Raw genomic sequence first — 14147 nt, forward strand, 5'->3', positions numbered from 1 at the left:
GCGCCTAAGCGCGCGAGGGGGCCGTGGAGCGAAGTGCTAAACCCGAGATTTTAACGGAAAGGAAGGGGGGCGGCCCGTTTTGCGGGGTCGGACGGGCCGCGATGCGGTTTTTGGGCGACAGGCGACGCGGCAAGGGCCGCGCGCACGTTCAGCTCGCCGCCAGCTCCGCCTTCGGCGAGAACGAATCGCTTTGCGCGATCGGCCAGTACGTCTCGAACAGGGTATAGCGATAGTTGCCGTTGAGCAGGTCGTTCGGTTCGAGATATTTGAGCAGATCCGACATCAGCCGCACCTCATGCGAGGACACGCGCCGCACGATGTGATGCGCGCGCAACTCAGCCGGATGCCGGAGCCCGGCGGCCTGGATGATTTCCTGCAACGCGTGCAGCGTGTTGTGGTGGAAGTTGAACACGCGATCGGCCTTGTCCGGCACCACCAGCGCGCGCTGGCGCACCGGGTCCTGGGTCGCGACGCCGGTCGGGCAGCGGCCGGTATGGCAGGTCTGCGCCTGGATGCAGCCGACCGCGAACATGAAGCCGCGCGCCGCGTTGACCCAGTCCGCGCCGATCGCGAGCGTCTTCGCGATATCGAACGCGGTGATCATCTTGCCGCTCGCGCCGATGCGGATGCGTTGCCGCAGACCGATGCCGACCAGCGTGTTGTGCACGAGCAGCAGCCCCTCCTGCAACGGCACGCCGACGTGATCGGTGAATTCGAGCGGTGCCGCGCCGGTGCCGCCTTCCGCGCCGTCGACGACGATGAAGTCCGGCAGGATGCCCGTTTCCAGCATCGCCTTGGCGATACCGAAGAATTCCCACGGATGCCCGATGCACAGCTTGAAGCCGGTCGGCTTGCCGCCCGACAGCGTGCGCAGCCGCTCGACGAATTCCAGCAGCTCGCGCGGCGTCGAGAACTCGGAGTGCGTCGCGGGCGAGATGCAGTCGCGGCCCATCGGCACGCCACGCGTTTCGGCGATTTCGGGTGTGATCTTCGCGGCCGGCAGCACGCCGCCGTGACCCGGCTTCGCGCCTTGCGACAGCTTCACCTCGATCATCTTCACCTGCGGTTCGGCGGCCTGCTTCGCGAACTTCCCGGCGTTGAAGGTGCCGTCATCGTTACGGCATCCAAAATAACCGGACCCGATTTCCCAGATGATGTCGCCGCCATGTTCGCGGTGATACTTCGACATCGAGCCTTCGCCGGTGTCGTGCGCGAAGTTGCCTTTCTTCGCGCCGAGATTCAGCGCCATGATCGCGTTGGCCGACAGCGAGCCGAAGCTCATCGCCGATACGTTGAAGATCGACATCGAATATGGCTGCGCGCGATCGGGTCCGACGACGACGCGAAAGTCGTGGCCATCGAGCGTGGTCGGCACGAGCGAGTGGCTGATCCACTCGTGCGCGAGTGCCTTCACGTCGATCCGCGTGCCGTACGGGCGGCTGTCCACGTCGTTCTTCGCGCGTTGATAGACGATGCTGCGTTGCGCACGCGAGAACGGCTTTTCGTCGGTATCGTCTTCGACGAAATACTGACGGATCTCCGGGCGGATGGATTCGAAAATGAAGCGCAGGTGGCCCCACAGCGGGTAATTGCGCAGGATCGCGTGGCGCTGTTGCGTCAGGTCGAACAAGCCGAGCGCGACGAGCGCGGCCGGCACGAGGATCCAGAACCACGACAGGCGATGCGTCGCGGCGAGCGCGGCACATACCGCGGTGAGGGCGATTGCGCACCACATGGCCAGATAGCGTCGAGAAAACATGGGGACTCCAGTGCAGTGAAGATCATTGCGGCGGCATCGTCCGCACGGGGGTGCGGGCGGTATCGGTCGCGAGGGAAAACTGGCGGTTGCGGGTCACGGTGCGACGCGGACCGGCGAAGCCCGAAGATAAGGCCTGCGAATGGAAGCCAAGCGTCGCACGCGAAGGTGAAGTGTGTGTGAATGCGCCAGGCGGGGGAAACATGGTGAACGGCGCGAACCTGTCGGAATGGTACGACCCGCCGCGCCCGCCGTTATGCATCGCTCAACGCGCGCCGAGCAGAGCCGCGTTTTGCCGCGGGGTTTGCGGCTCGTCCTGCGCCTGGCCTTGCGGCTGCTTTGGCTTGTGCGCCTGCCTGGCGACGCTGCGCGCGGGTTTGCTTCGGCGCCTGATCCTGCGGCAGCTCGGCCGGTTGCCCGGTCATCGCGCGTTCGATGATGCCGCCGCCGAGGCACACGTCGCCGTCATACAGCACCGCCGATTGGCCCGGCGTGACGGCCCATTGCGCGGCGTCGAAGCTCAGTTCGAAGAGGCCTTCGCCCGAACCGCCTCCCGCCGAGGCGTTGAACGTGCACGCCGCGTCGGCCTGCCGGTAGCGCGTCTTCGCGCCGCACGCGAAGCCGTCGGCCGGCGGCTCGCCCGCGACCCAGCTCGTGTTGCCCGCCGACAGCGTATGGCACAGCAGCCACGGATGGTCGTGTCCCTGCGCGACGTACAGCGTATTCGTCGGAATATCCTTGCCGGCGGCGAACCAGGGCTCGCCGCTGCCGTCCTTGCTGCCGCCGAGACCGATGCCCTTGCGCTGGCCGAACGTGTAGAACGCGAGGCCGATGTGCTCGCCGACGATCTTGCCGTCGGTGGTCTTCATCGGGCCCGGCCTGGTCGGCAGATAGCGGTTCAGGAAGTCGCGGAAAGGCCGCTCGCCGATGAAGCAGATGCCGGTCGAATCCTTCTTCTTCGCGTTCGGCAGGCCGATCTGCGCGGCGATCTCGCGGACCTTCGTCTTGGGAATTTCGCCGAGCGGGAACAGTGTTTTCGACAACTGCGCCTGGTTCAGCCGATGCAGGAAGTACGACTGGTCCTTGGTATGGTCGAGCGCCTTCAGCAGCTCGAAGCGGCCATCGTTCTCGCGCACGCGCGCGTAGTGGCCGGTCGCGATCGTTTCCGCGCCGAGCGACATCGCGTGATCGAGGAAGGCCTTGAACTTGATCTCGGCGTTGCACAGCACGTCCGGGTTCGGCGTGCGGCCGGCCGAATATTCGCGCAGGAATTCGGCGAACACGCGGTCCTTGTACTCGGCCGCGAAGTTGACCGCCTCGACGTCGATGCCGATCAGGTCCGCCACCGACACCACGTCGATCCAGTCCTGGCGCGTCGAGCAGTATTCGCTGTCGTCGTCGTCTTCCCAGTTCTTCATGAACAGGCCGACCACGTCGTAGCCCTGTTCCTTTAGCAGCCACGCGGTGACCGACGAATCGACGCCGCCCGACATGCCTACTACGACTTTGCGCTTGCTCATAAGGTACTCACTGGGTGCTGCATGACTGCATGGATCTGTGGGGCCGCTCGTGACGGCCTTATTGCTTCGGCGCAACCGAATGCGTATGGACGACGTCGAGCGGGAAACGCCGGCCGGCCAGGTAATCGTCGATGCACTGCATCACGAGCGGCGTGCGATGCCGCTCGGGGCAGGCGCGCAACTCATCGGCGCTCATCCACAGCGTGCGGACGATGTCGGGATCGAGCGAACTCGCCGGGTCCGGTTCGCCGCCCGCGCCGCAATAGGTGAAGCGCAGGTACGTGGTGCCCGCGCGGTCCGGCCGCTCGAAGTGGGTCATGTACATGCCGACGAGCGCCTCGGGCGCGAACGGATGCGCGGTTTCCTCGAACGTTTCGCGGACCACCGCTTCCAGCAGCGTTTCGCCCGCCTCGAGGTGGCCGGCGGGCTGGTTCAGGCGCAGGCCGGCGGCAGTGTGTTCCTCGACAAGCAGGAAGCGCCCGTCACGCTCGACGATCGCCGCGACGGTCACGTGCGGCCGCCAGGTTTCCGGTTTCATGGGTGCGCATTTTACCGGTTATGCGCGCCGGCTGCCTGGTGACCGCTGGCAGCCGGTTCGCAGCGTGTTCGAGGTGGCATCGCGACCGATCCGTAACAGTTTGGCGGTCTGCCGCGCATTCGCATCGACCCCGATATTTGTGATGTGGCGGTTTCCGGTTAAAGTGGGGCCTGCGTTAGCCGTTGCATGTGCAAGCCGGCGAGCCTCGTCGGCAGATCTGTCGTCAAACAGGAAGTCGAGGAGGAACAACGATGCACATCGGAGTGCCAGCCGAGACGCGCGCGCATGAAACCCGCGTTGCCGCGACGCCCGAGACGGTCAAGAAGTACGTGGCGCAAGGCCACCGGGTCACGCTCCAGAGCGGCGCCGGCGCCGGCGCGAGCTTTCCCGATGACGCCTATACGGCCGTGGGCGCGGAAATCGTCGATGCCGCCACTGCATTCGGCGCAGATCTCGTCCTCAAAGTCCAATCCCCCACCGATTCCGAACTGCCGCTGCTCAAGCGCGGCGCGACGCTGGTCGGCATGCTCGATCCGTTCAACGCCGACAACGCGGGCAAGCTCGCCGCGGCCGGCGTCACCGCGTTCGCGCTCGAAGCCGCGCCTCGCACCACGCGCGCGCAGAGCCTCGACGTGCTGTCGTCGCAGGCGAACATCGCCGGCTACAAGGCGGTGCTGCTCGCGGCGACGCTCTATCCGCGCTTCATGCCGATGCTGATGACCGCTGCCGGCACCGTGAAGGCCGCGCGCGTGCTGATTCTCGGCGCGGGCGTGGCTGGCCTGCAGGCGATCGCCACCGCGAAGCGCCTCGGCGCCGTGCTGGAAGCGTCCGACGTGCGCCCGGCCGTCAAGGAGCAGATCGAGTCGCTCGGCGCGAAGTTTCTCGACGTGCCCTACGAGACCGACGAGGAGCGCGAGGCCGCGCAAGGCGTGGGCGGCTACGCGCGGCCGATGCCGCCGTCGTGGCTCGCGCGCCAGTCGGCGCTCGTGCACGAGCGCGCGAAGCAGGCCGACGTGGTGATCTCGACCGCATTGATTCCAGGCCGCCCCGCGCCGACGCTGCTGTCGGTCGAAACCGTGCAGGCGATGAAACCGGGCTCGGTGCTCGTCGACCTCGCGGCCGGCCGCGGCCCCGAAGTCGACGGCCGGCGCGGCGGCAATTGTCCGCTGACCGAGGCGGACCAGGTGGTGGTGCGCTATGGCGTGCAGATCGTCGGCTATACGAATCTCGCCGCGATGGTGCCCGCCGACGCGTCGTCGCTGTACGCGCGCAACGTGCTCGACTTCCTGAAGCTGATTATCGCCAAGGAAGGCACGCTGAACATCGATCTCGCGGACGACATCGTCGCGGCCACGCTGCTGGCTCGCGACGGCCAGGTCACGCGCAACGCATAGGGGGAAGCCGAAGATGGAAGTCATCAATCACACGGTGATCAACCTGATCATCTTCGTGCTGGCGATCTACGTCGGCTATCACGTGGTCTGGAACGTCACGCCCGCGCTGCATACGCCGCTGATGGCGGTGACCAATGCGATCTCGGCGATCGTGATCGTCGGCGCGATGCTCGCGGCGGGTCTCACCGTCGGCAGCGCCGGGAAGTTCTTCGGCACGATCGCGGTCGCGCTCGCGGCCGTCAACGTGTTCGGCGGATTCCTCGTCACGCGGCGAATGCTCGAGATGTTCAAGAAGAAAGAACCCAGGAAACTACCGGCTGGCGGCAAGGAGGGTACGTAAATGAGCCTGAACGTCGTCACGCTGCTGTATCTGGTCGCGTCGGTCTGCTTCATCCAGGCGCTCAAGGGGCTGTCCAATCCGAAGACCGCGCGCGTCGGCAATACCTTCGGCATGGTCGGCATGGCGATCGCGATTCTGACGACCATCGCGCTGATCTCGCGGCAGGCCGAAGTACTTGGCTCCAATCTCGGTCTCGGTCTCGGCCTGCTGCTGTTCGGGCTCGTGATCGGCGGCGCGATCGGCGCGTTCGTCGCCGCGCGCGTCGAGATGACCAAGATGCCTGAACTGGTCGCGGCGATGCACTCGCTGATCGGTCTCGCGGCCGTGTGCATCGCGTATGGGGTGGTGTCGGAGCCGGCCGCGTTCGGCCTCGTCGATCCCGACGTGCCGATCGAGGGCTTCCTGCCGTACGGCAACCGCATCGAACTGTTCATCGGCACGTTCGTCGGCGCGATTACTTTTAGCGGCTCGGTGATCGCCTTCGGCAAGCTGTCGGGCAAGTACAAGTTCCGCTTGTTTCAGGGTGCGCCAGTGGTCTACGGCGGCCAGCATCTGATCAACCTGATGCTCGCGCTCGCGATGCTCGGCTTTGGCGTCCTCTTCTTCCTCACGCAGTCGTGGCTGCCGTTCATCATCATGACGATCATCGCGTTCGTGCTCGGCGTGCTGATCATCATTCCGATCGGCGGCGCGGACATGCCGGTCGTCGTGTCGATGCTGAACTCGTACTCGGGCTGGGCGGCGGCGGGCATCGGCTTTTCGCTGAACAATCCGATGCTGATCATCGCCGGCTCGCTGGTGGGGTCGTCGGGTGCGATCCTGTCGTACATCATGTGCCGCGCGATGAACCGCTCGTTCTTCAACGTGATCCTCGGCGGTTTCGGCAACGAGCCGGGCGCGGCCGTGGGCGGCGCGGCGGAGCAGCGTCCGGTGAAATCGGGTTCGGCCGATGACGCGTCGTTCATGATGGGCAACGCGGAAACGGTCGTGATCGTGCCGGGCTACGGGCTGGCCGTCGCGCGCGCGCAGCATGCGTTGAAGGAGCTGACCGACAAGCTGGTCGAGAAGGGCATCGAGGTGAAGTACGCCATTCACCCGGTGGCCGGCCGCATGCCGGGTCACATGAACGTGCTGCTCGCCGAGGCCGAAGTGCCGTACGACATGGTGTACGAGATGGAGGACATCAACGGCGAGTTCGGCCAGGTCGACGTGGTGCTCGTGCTCGGCGCGAACGACGTGGTGAATCCGGCCGCGAAGAACGATCCGAAGTCGCCGATCGCGGGCATGCCGATCATCGAGGCGTACAAGGCGCGCACCGTGATCGTCAACAAGCGCTCGATGGCGGCGGGCTACGCCGGGCTCGACAACGACCTGTTCTACATGGACAAGACGATGATGGTGTTCGGCGACGCGAAGAAGGTGATCGAGGATATGGTGAAGGCGGTCGACTAGATCGCTAGCGGTGAATCGGCGTCAGGATCGCGGTGGGTCACCGCGATCCTTTTCATCTGTTCGGCCTCGCGTCCACATGCCGCAGCAGATCCGCGAGCCGCCTGCCTTCCTGATCCGGATACGTCTCGAGCACTTCGAGATCGCGCATCTTCTCCAGTCCGAAGTTGCGGAAATCAGCACGCAGCTCGCACCATGCGCCGAGCGTCCAGCGCGCGCCCCAGTACGCGAGCGCGAGCGGCCAGACGCGGCGCTCGGTGTCGGCGCCGTTCGCGTCGGTGTACGCGTGGCGAATTGTCTGCAGCCTGAAGGGGCAGCGGATCAGCTTGCGCGAAGCGTTCAACGGCTAGTCAGGAAATTTGGGGGCACTCCGCGAGTGCCGAGAAGTCCCCCATCGTCTTTGTGAGCGACGACCAGAAGGAGGATTGGGTCCTTGAAGTCGAAGGAAAGAAAATCGGCGTATTGCCGGCACTGCGGCAAGAATTGATGACGGAGACCGGACAGGACTTCCAGATTTATACGGTGCCACGCTTTTTGTCATACGTTAAGAAAACGGAGAGCCCGGAGCTTGGCGAGGAGTCCATCGAAGAAGCTGCCACGGTTCGCGATCAGCGTGTCGCCACTGTCGAAGCCCGCGACCTGGCCGGATTCCTCCAAGCGGTCGTCCCAATCCGGGAAGATTATTCAGCTGGGGCACATCGCGTCTGGCGCAGCCTAAAAGACATAAATCCTTCGATCGCATCGAAAGCATTCGAAAGGGCTCGGCTACAGGCCACGCTCACGGCTGTAACCCATGAAATTGCGCGCATGCAATATGAGGTGGCGGCGGCCCAACAAGCCGGCAACGCGACGTCGGCGGACGAGACGACGCTTTACACGCTTTTCACCGAGCAAGTGAAGAAATTGGATACGCTCCAGCTCTTGCGACGCGAGCTGGATGACCACCTTGCGTTGCTCGCTCTCGATAAGGAGAGCGAGCATAAGTGAGCCGCCGTCGGCGGATTTTTCGCGGACGCGAAAATTTCTCTTTCGGAACTCACAACGTAGTGACTTGTCTACATTCCTGACATGTAGTAACGTTACTACGTTCGGTGGCGGGAGGAAATATGACGATTACGACCTTATCCAGCAGGGAACTCAATCAGGACGTGACCCGGGCGAAAAAGGCGACCAAGGACGGCCCTGTATTCATCACCGATCGCGGCAGGCCCGCCCATGTTTTGCTGAGCATCGAGGAATACTGGCTTCTCGTCAGACAGCGTCGCAACATCGTGGACGCCTTGGCCATGCCCGAGGTTGCTGACATTGAATTCGATCCGCCGCGCGTGGATATATCCATTCGGCCGGCTGAATTCTGATGTTTGTTATCGATACGAATGTCGTTTCCGAACTCCGTAAGGGGCGCAGGGCGGATGCCAACCTCGTCGCCTGGGCAAAGAGCGTCGATGCTTCGGCGCTCTTTGTTTCTGCAATCACGATCATGGAGCTGGCAACGGGCGTTTTGCTGAAGGAGCGCAGCGACCCGAGCCAAGGCGCGTTGCTGCGCGCATGGCTCGATGAGCAGGTCTTAACTGAATTTGCGGATCGCGTGCTGCCTGTCGATACGGGCGTTGCCTTACGCTGCGCGCGCTTGCATGTACCGGATCGGCGCTCGGAGCGTGACGCGCTTATCGCCGCTACGGCGATCGTTCATGGTATGACCGTGGTGACGCGAAATGTCGCTGATTTCGTAGCAACGGGCGTCTCCCTTGTGAACCCTTGGCAGGCCGCGTGATTTTTCGCGGACGCGAAAAATTTCGCGTCGGGTCAATGCCGGTAACTGGACTTACCGGAATGCGTTTTACCTGCGATAACCGCCTGGATCGCCAGGCACCGCGGCCGTAAGCCTGATGCGGCGGGCTTTCATAGGGAGCTTGACCCAATGACCATCAACGCATCTACATGGACAAGACGATGATGGTGTTCGGCGACGCGAAGAAGGTGATCGAGGATATGGTGAAGTCGGTCGAGTAGCTCGTTAGCGGTAAACAGACCCTGAGATCGCGGTGCGTCGCGCCGCGATCCTTTTCATATTTTCGGCCTCGCGTTTACGTGCCGCAGCAGATCCGCGAGCCGCCTGCCTTCCTGATCCGGATACGTCTCGAGCACTTCGAGATCGCGCATCTTCTCCAGTCCGAAGTTGCGGAAATCAGCACGCAGCTCGCACCATGCGCCGAGCGTCCAGCGCGCGCCCCAGTACGCGAGCGCGAGCGGCCAGACGCGGCGCTCGGTGTCGGCGCCGTTGGCGTCGGTGTACGCGAAGCGCACCACCTGGCGCGCATCGATCGCGCGATGCAGCGAGTCGAGCTGCGTCGAAAAATCCCCCTTGATGTGAAACGACGGCGCGAAGATCGCGAGCCGTTCGAGCGTCGCGCGCTTGTCGGCGGGCATCGCCGATGCGATTTTGGCCAGCGCGCCCCGCGCGCCGCTCGCGAAGCCCGCGCCACCCCATGATTCGAGCATGCGCGCGCCGGCGGCGAGCGCGGCGAGTTCGTCGGCGGTGAAGGTCAGCGGCGGCAGACTTGCCGAGCGCGACAGCCGATAACCGATGCCCGCTTCGCCTTCGATCGGCACCCCTGACAATTGCAGATCGCGCACGTCGCGATAGACCGTGCGCGGCGAGATGTTCAGCCAGTCGGCTAGTTGCTGCGCGGTGGTCAGGCGCCGGCCGCGCAGCAACTCGGCGATCTGGAACAGGCGGTCGGCGCGGCGCGTCATCGTGGGCGTCGGGTAGAGGAGGAAGGGGACGGTCCCGCGATGATAGCGCCGCATGGCGGCCTTCGGTCCGGGCGCAGCGGCTTCAGGTGCGCGCTTAGCCGTTGGTGCGCGAATGCAGGCCGAGGCGGTTGCCTTCGGTATCGGTGAAGAACGCGATATAGCCGATGTCCTGCGGCAGCTTGATCACCGGGCCGTCGGTCTTGCCGCCCGCCCGTTCGATGCGCGCAAGCGCCGCGTCGACGGTAGGCAGCGCGTTCAGGTAGACGGTGACGCCGTCGACGCCGGGCGTCATCGACGGATTGTGGACGATCGCGCCGCCGGTCGCGGGCTCCTCGTAGCTGAACACGGCGATCGGCTGGCCGCCGATCTCCTGTCGATTCAACGGGGCGTCGAGCGCGGCTTCGTAAAAGCGCACCGCGCGATCGAAATCGACGGACGGGATTTCGAACCAGGCAACGAGTTTGGGCAATGCGGACATGACACTCTCCTTCGGTTGGCAGTAGGCCGTTCAAGCGCCGGATGGCGTGAGAAGGAGTGTGCGGGGGTGCTGCTGACAGCGTGGTGGCAGTAGGGTGCGAAGACGCGACCGCTTCACCCCACCAGCAACTGAAACACGCCGACCACATCGCTCATGCGCGTGGCCTGCTTTTCGAGCGACGCGATGACGACAGGGCGACGACAGCGCGCCGCCCCGCTAGAAACAGCCTCAAGCCGCCGGCGTATCGCCCTGCGGACGCTGCCGCACGCTGCCCGCGATCAGATCGAAGCGGAACAGCCGGCATTCGAGCGCACCGTTGAACAGCGGCGTCTTCGTCGATTCGCGCAGCCGCAGTTGCCCCGGAAGCTTGCGATCCGACGTCAGGATGAACGCATGCCATCCGGCAAAGCGCTGCTTCAACGCATTGCCGAGCAACTGGAAAAACTCGCTGTCCGGCGCTTCTTCCTGAATGCGGCGGAAGCCGTCGTCGTCGCGATTGCCGCGGCCTTCGCGAAGCTCGCCGCGCGCATTGCGGCCGCGCACTTCGATCCGCTCGCCATACGGCGGATTCGCGACGAGGATGCCCGGCGCCGAGCCAGGCGGGGTCATGTCGCGCGCATCGAGCTGCTTGAGCGAAATGGGCGGCAAGCCGGCGCGCTCGAAGTTCGCGCGCGCTTTTTCGAGCATGTCGCCGGAGATGTCGCTGCCGAAAATCTCCAGATCCGCGCCGCGCGAGCCGCGCGCCGCGTTTTTCGCTTCGAGCGCGGCGCCCTTCAGCGCTTGCCAGCTCCGCGCGTCGAACTGTTTGAGCTTCTCGAAGCCGAAGCGCCGCTCGACGCCCGGCGCGATGTTCAACGCGAGCTGCGCCGCTTCCGCGAGGAACGTGCCGCTGCCGCACATCGGATCGTAGAGCGGCGTGCCGGCCTGCCAGCCAGTCAGACGCAGAATGCCAGCCGCGAGGTTTTCGCGCAGCGGCGCCGCGCCCTTGTCGAGACGCCAGCCGCGCTTGAACAGCGGATCGCCGGAAGTGTCGAGGTACAGCGTGCAGTCGGTCGCGCTCAGGAACGCGAACACGCGCACGTCGGGCATCGCGGTGTCGATGCTCGGCCGCACGCCGCTTGTTTCGCGCAGACGATCGCAGATCGCGTCCTTCACGCGCAGCGTCGTGAACTCGAGACTGCGCAGCGGCGACTTGATCGCGGTGACGTCGACGCGCAGCGTCTCGTGCGCGGAGAACCACTGCTCCCAGCGCTGCTCGAGCGCGAGCGCGTAAATGTCCTGCTCGCTGCGGTAGGGCCGCTCCGCGATTTTCAGCAGCACGCGGCTCGCGAGACGCGAGTGCAGATTGGCGGCCATGCCGGCGGCCCAGCCGCCGCGAAAATGCACGCCGCCCGGTACCTGGGCGCCGGCCGTGAAGGCGGCGCCGTTCAGATGTTTGGCGGCAATTTCGGCGAGTTCGGCCGCGAGCGGAGCTTCGAGCCCGCGCGGGCAAGGAAGGAAGAAATCGAAGGACATTGAGGTTGCCGCAAGGCGTTGGATAAGGCGCTATTGTACGCGGTCGGGGTCGGCGGGCCGGCACGATTGGGCGCCGGCCCGCCGCCTGTCCTCGCGCTATCTCGCCTCGCGTACCGCTTTGGCCGGCCACACGAGTTCCAGCGGATGCCGCCTGACCCGCTGCCAGATCGCCCCGCGCAGCGAGCGCACCGCATTGCGCCGCAAATCGCGCGATTTCACCGCCATGTAGAACGCCAGCGCAAAACTCACCGCGACATTGAGAATCGCCATGCTGCCGACGCCCGCCACCGCCCACCACAGAGCCGGCAGCTTCAGCGCGCTTTCGCCGAGCACGCCGAGCGCCACGCCGATCGAGCCGGCAGACAGCGTCACGTGACGCACGTCGAACTTGAACGTGAAGGCGGTGAGGATCGCCGGCACGAGCCCGAGCATCAGGCCGAGCGTGATATTGCCGACCACGCCCGCGACGTTCGCGCGGCACCAGCGCGCGAGACGGTCGGCGCCGGCCACGCCGAGCGTCATGCGCAGGCGCCGGTTGTAGGCGAGCGCGTCGGCGACGCGATGCAGGATGAACCAGTTGTCCGCCCAGCCCGCGAGCAGGCTGGACGACCACAGCAGCACGCCCGTCAACGCCGCATAGAACGGCGTCGGCCCGATCAGCGAGAACGACTGCAGCGTCGCGATCGCCTTGTCGGCCGAAATGAGGTCGGTGTTGAACAGCGCGTGGTACAGCAGATCCACGCACAGACTGACGGGAAACACCAGCAGCACGTTGCCGAGCACCGCCGCGGCCTGCGTGCGCATCAGTGCGGTCACCGAACTCACGAAACTATCGACGCCGGCCGGCGTGCCGACGCCGTCGAGTTCGCGCGCGAGCGTCGGCGCGGTCATCGCGGGCTGTTTGGTCGCGAGCGAGAAGTGCAGGAAGTGGATCAGCAGAAAGCTCGCCGCGTAGTTGATGCCGGCGAGCACGCCTTCGAGCATCGCGTGCAGATGGGCGCCGGTGATCGCGAACTTCACGCACACGGTGACGACGGTCACGAGTCCGCCGCCGGCCGCCATGCGTATCATCTTCAGATACTCGGCGCGATCGCGCGCGATGTAGTGTTCGCCGGTGTCCGCGCTGTACTCGACGATCTTGCGCGCGAGCAGCGATGAATTGCTGCGCGCGAGATGCGCGACGCTCTGGCTCGCGTGATTGGCGCGCACGAGTTCGGCGGTCAGGCGCGCGGCCGCGTGCAGATCGTCCTGCGCCATCCAGGCATCGAGCAGATGCTCGGCGCGCTCGATGCGCATGCGCATCCGCTCGACCTGGAACACGATGTCGACACTCACGCCGTTGCGGTACAGATGCGCGAACACGTTGTCGGTTGCGCCGCGGCATTCGTCGAGCAGCAGCCGCAGATAGTTGACCTCGCGTAGCAGCGGCTCCTGCGGGCCGCCCGCCGCGTACGCGTCGTGAGCGGCTTCGACCGCGAGCATCGCGCGGGTGAGACGGTAGAACGGTTGGCTTTCCATTGCGACGCGCACGCCGTTGACGTCGGTGGTTCGTGCGTCGATTACGCGGTCGACGCGGTCGTCGATGCGATCGCCAGGTGGCGCCACACCGCCCAGCCGGCTGCGCACCGTTTGCGACAGTCCGGTCGAGCTGATCTGGCAGGTCAGGTTGTGCAGCGCGGCCAGCAGGTCGAGCGAGAAGGGCGTGCTGTCGCGTCCGTCTTCTTCGTCGTCGGACGCGTAGTCGAATAGCGCGTGGATACGCACCAGCAGATCGGTGGGCAGCGTGTCGATCCATTCGACGTCGCTCTCGGAGCCGAACATCAGCGTGACGATCGCGGTGAGGTCGCGGCGGTTCGGCGCGGGCGGAATCAGCGACGCCTCGAGGCGTTCGAACACCGCGCCGAAGAAGCCCGAATGCACCGGCATGCCGGCGTCGCACAGCAGCGAGAGGCCATCGCTTTCGCGCAGCAGCGCGCGCAGGATGCCGGCGACGTTCGCCTTCCACGCCGGGTTGCGATCGAGCACGTGCAGCAGGTAGCGGATGCGCGTATGGGCGGGGTTGGACTGTGGGGCGGCGGTGTCGTCGGTATCCGTCGTGACGGGCCGCATCGTACGGCCCCGGCGAATCCAGTGCACGAGTTCGATCAGCCACTCGCTGCGTTCCGCATACGGTGCGCTCTTGTCGGCGATCGCGAGCAGGACATCGAGTTGATGGCCGCCGTCGCGCGACGCGCGCCATTTTTTTATCAACCGTGTGATGGAGTCGAACATGATGTTTTCGTGCAGAGACGCGCGGAATCGGAGGGGCAAGCAGGTATTGCGGATGCGCGTCTGCTGAAGGTGTGCGCTGAAGTGGGTGCGGCCCGGATCAACACGCGTGTGCACGCGGGCACCGGGCTC

General features: G+C 65.2%; 12 protein-coding genes and 2 pseudogenes. 6 read left to right on the plus strand and 8 right to left on the minus strand.

Annotation, left to right across the window (positions count from 1 at the left end):
• Nucleotides 1-148: 148 nt before the first annotated feature.
• The 3 genes and pseudogenes from OKW29_RS37860 to OKW29_RS37870 all read right to left on the minus strand — a co-directional run bounded on the left by OKW29_RS37860 (nt 149) and on the right by OKW29_RS37870 (nt 3814).
• Complete coding sequence (locus OKW29_RS37860) at nt 149-1759, minus strand: FMN-binding glutamate synthase family protein (RefSeq protein ID WP_429294497.1); 1611 nt, start codon at nt 1757-1759, stop codon at nt 149-151.
• A 262-nt stretch (nt 1760-2021) separates the two neighbouring features.
• Nucleotides 2022-3276 (minus strand): annotated as a pseudogene (mnmA, locus tag OKW29_RS37865) (tRNA 2-thiouridine(34) synthase MnmA).
• Between the two features lie 58 nt (nt 3277-3334).
• The gene (locus OKW29_RS37870; protein ID WP_184034572.1) at nt 3335-3814 is read right to left on the minus strand and encodes an NUDIX hydrolase; all 480 of its coding nucleotides are present in this window, start codon (nt 3812-3814) and stop codon (nt 3335-3337) included.
• A 251-nt stretch (nt 3815-4065) separates the two neighbouring features.
• Here OKW29_RS37870 and OKW29_RS37875 point away from each other — a divergent pair, with 251 nt between their 5' ends.
• From OKW29_RS37875 to OKW29_RS37885, 3 genes are read left to right on the plus strand one after another with little or no spacing between them, the layout of a single operon-like run.
• On the plus strand, nt 4066-5208 hold the full coding sequence (locus OKW29_RS37875; protein WP_184067200.1) for a Re/Si-specific NAD(P)(+) transhydrogenase subunit alpha: 1143 nt from the start codon (nt 4066-4068) through the stop codon (nt 5206-5208).
• A 13-nt stretch (nt 5209-5221) separates the two neighbouring features.
• Complete coding sequence (locus OKW29_RS37880; RefSeq protein WP_018419437.1) at nt 5222-5548, plus strand: NAD(P) transhydrogenase subunit alpha; 327 nt, start codon at nt 5222-5224, stop codon at nt 5546-5548.
• A complete protein-coding gene (locus OKW29_RS37885) occupies nt 5549-7000 on the plus strand; it encodes an NAD(P)(+) transhydrogenase (Re/Si-specific) subunit beta (RefSeq protein ID WP_429294498.1) in 1452 nt (483 codons plus the stop codon).
• Between the two features lie 52 nt (nt 7001-7052).
• Here the strand turns inward: OKW29_RS37885 and OKW29_RS37890 are convergent.
• Nucleotides 7053-7298: pseudogene (locus OKW29_RS37890) on the minus strand (helix-turn-helix transcriptional regulator); the annotation flags it as partial.
• 101 nt (nt 7299-7399) lie between these two features.
• On the opposite strand from OKW29_RS37890, the gene OKW29_RS37895 reads away from it, so the two are divergent.
• The 3 genes from OKW29_RS37895 to OKW29_RS37905 all read left to right on the plus strand — a co-directional run bounded on the left by OKW29_RS37895 (nt 7400) and on the right by OKW29_RS37905 (nt 8771).
• Entirely contained in the window at nt 7400-7984 is a 585-nt protein-coding gene (locus tag OKW29_RS37895; RefSeq protein ID WP_429294499.1) for a hypothetical protein, read from the plus strand.
• 119 nt (nt 7985-8103) lie between these two features.
• The gene (locus tag OKW29_RS37900; protein ID WP_429294500.1) at nt 8104-8355 is read left to right on the plus strand and encodes a type II toxin-antitoxin system prevent-host-death family antitoxin; all 252 of its coding nucleotides are present in this window, start codon (nt 8104-8106) and stop codon (nt 8353-8355) included.
• The gene (locus tag OKW29_RS37905; protein WP_429295005.1) at nt 8352-8771 is read left to right on the plus strand and encodes a type II toxin-antitoxin system VapC family toxin; all 420 of its coding nucleotides are present in this window, start codon (nt 8352-8354) and stop codon (nt 8769-8771) included. Before OKW29_RS37900 ends, OKW29_RS37905 begins: the two co-directional genes overlap by 4 nt.
• Nucleotides 8772-9064: 293 nt before the next feature.
• Here OKW29_RS37905 and OKW29_RS37910 read toward each other — a convergent pair whose 3' ends face one another.
• The 4 genes from OKW29_RS37910 to OKW29_RS37925 all read right to left on the minus strand — a co-directional run bounded on the left by OKW29_RS37910 (nt 9065) and on the right by OKW29_RS37925 (nt 14018).
• The gene (locus OKW29_RS37910; protein ID WP_429294501.1) at nt 9065-9808 is read right to left on the minus strand and encodes a helix-turn-helix transcriptional regulator; all 744 of its coding nucleotides are present in this window, start codon (nt 9806-9808) and stop codon (nt 9065-9067) included.
• 40 nt (nt 9809-9848) lie between these two features.
• Nucleotides 9849-10232 (minus strand): VOC family protein, encoded by a 384-nt coding sequence (locus OKW29_RS37915; RefSeq protein WP_184034560.1) that lies wholly within the window; start codon nt 10230-10232, stop codon nt 9849-9851.
• 228 nt (nt 10233-10460) lie between these two features.
• On the minus strand, nt 10461-11747 hold the full coding sequence (locus OKW29_RS37920; RefSeq protein ID WP_429294502.1) for a THUMP domain-containing class I SAM-dependent RNA methyltransferase: 1287 nt from the start codon (nt 11745-11747) through the stop codon (nt 10461-10463).
• A 96-nt stretch (nt 11748-11843) separates the two neighbouring features.
• The gene (locus tag OKW29_RS37925) at nt 11844-14018 is read right to left on the minus strand and encodes a site-specific recombinase (protein WP_429294503.1); all 2175 of its coding nucleotides are present in this window, start codon (nt 14016-14018) and stop codon (nt 11844-11846) included.
• Nucleotides 14019-14147: the final 129 nt, after the last annotated feature.

The organism is Paraburkholderia sp. CI3, assembly GCF_050436505.1.
Classification (GTDB): domain Bacteria; phylum Pseudomonadota; class Gammaproteobacteria; order Burkholderiales; family Burkholderiaceae; genus Paraburkholderia; species Paraburkholderia tuberum.

Bases quoted from the DNA above. Each gene is read 5' to 3' on its own strand.
- OKW29_RS37880 (WP_018419437.1), top strand. From the start codon at position 5,222: ATGGAAGTCATCAATCACACGGTGATCAACCTGATCATCTTCGTGCTG.
- OKW29_RS37920 (WP_429294502.1), bottom strand. From the start codon at position 11,747: ATGTCCTTCGATTTCTTCCTTCCTTGCCCGCGCGGGCTCGAAGCTCCG.
- OKW29_RS37915 (WP_184034560.1), bottom strand. From the start codon at position 10,232: ATGTCCGCATTGCCCAAACTCGTTGCCTGGTTCGAAATCCCGTCCGTC.
- OKW29_RS37900 (WP_429294500.1), top strand. From the start codon at position 8,104: ATGACGATTACGACCTTATCCAGCAGGGAACTCAATCAGGACGTGACC.
- OKW29_RS37875 (WP_184067200.1), top strand. From the start codon at position 4,066: ATGCACATCGGAGTGCCAGCCGAGACGCGCGCGCATGAAACCCGCGTT.
- OKW29_RS37910 (WP_429294501.1), bottom strand. From the start codon at position 9,808: ATGCGGCGCTATCATCGCGGGACCGTCCCCTTCCTCCTCTACCCGACG.
- OKW29_RS37925 (WP_429294503.1), bottom strand. From the start codon at position 14,018: ATGTTCGACTCCATCACACGGTTGATAAAAAAATGGCGCGCGTCGCGC.
- OKW29_RS37885 (WP_429294498.1), top strand. From the start codon at position 5,549: ATGAGCCTGAACGTCGTCACGCTGCTGTATCTGGTCGCGTCGGTCTGC.
- OKW29_RS37870 (WP_184034572.1), bottom strand. From the start codon at position 3,814: ATGAAACCGGAAACCTGGCGGCCGCACGTGACCGTCGCGGCGATCGTC.
- OKW29_RS37860 (WP_429294497.1), bottom strand. From the start codon at position 1,759: ATGTTTTCTCGACGCTATCTGGCCATGTGGTGCGCAATCGCCCTCACC.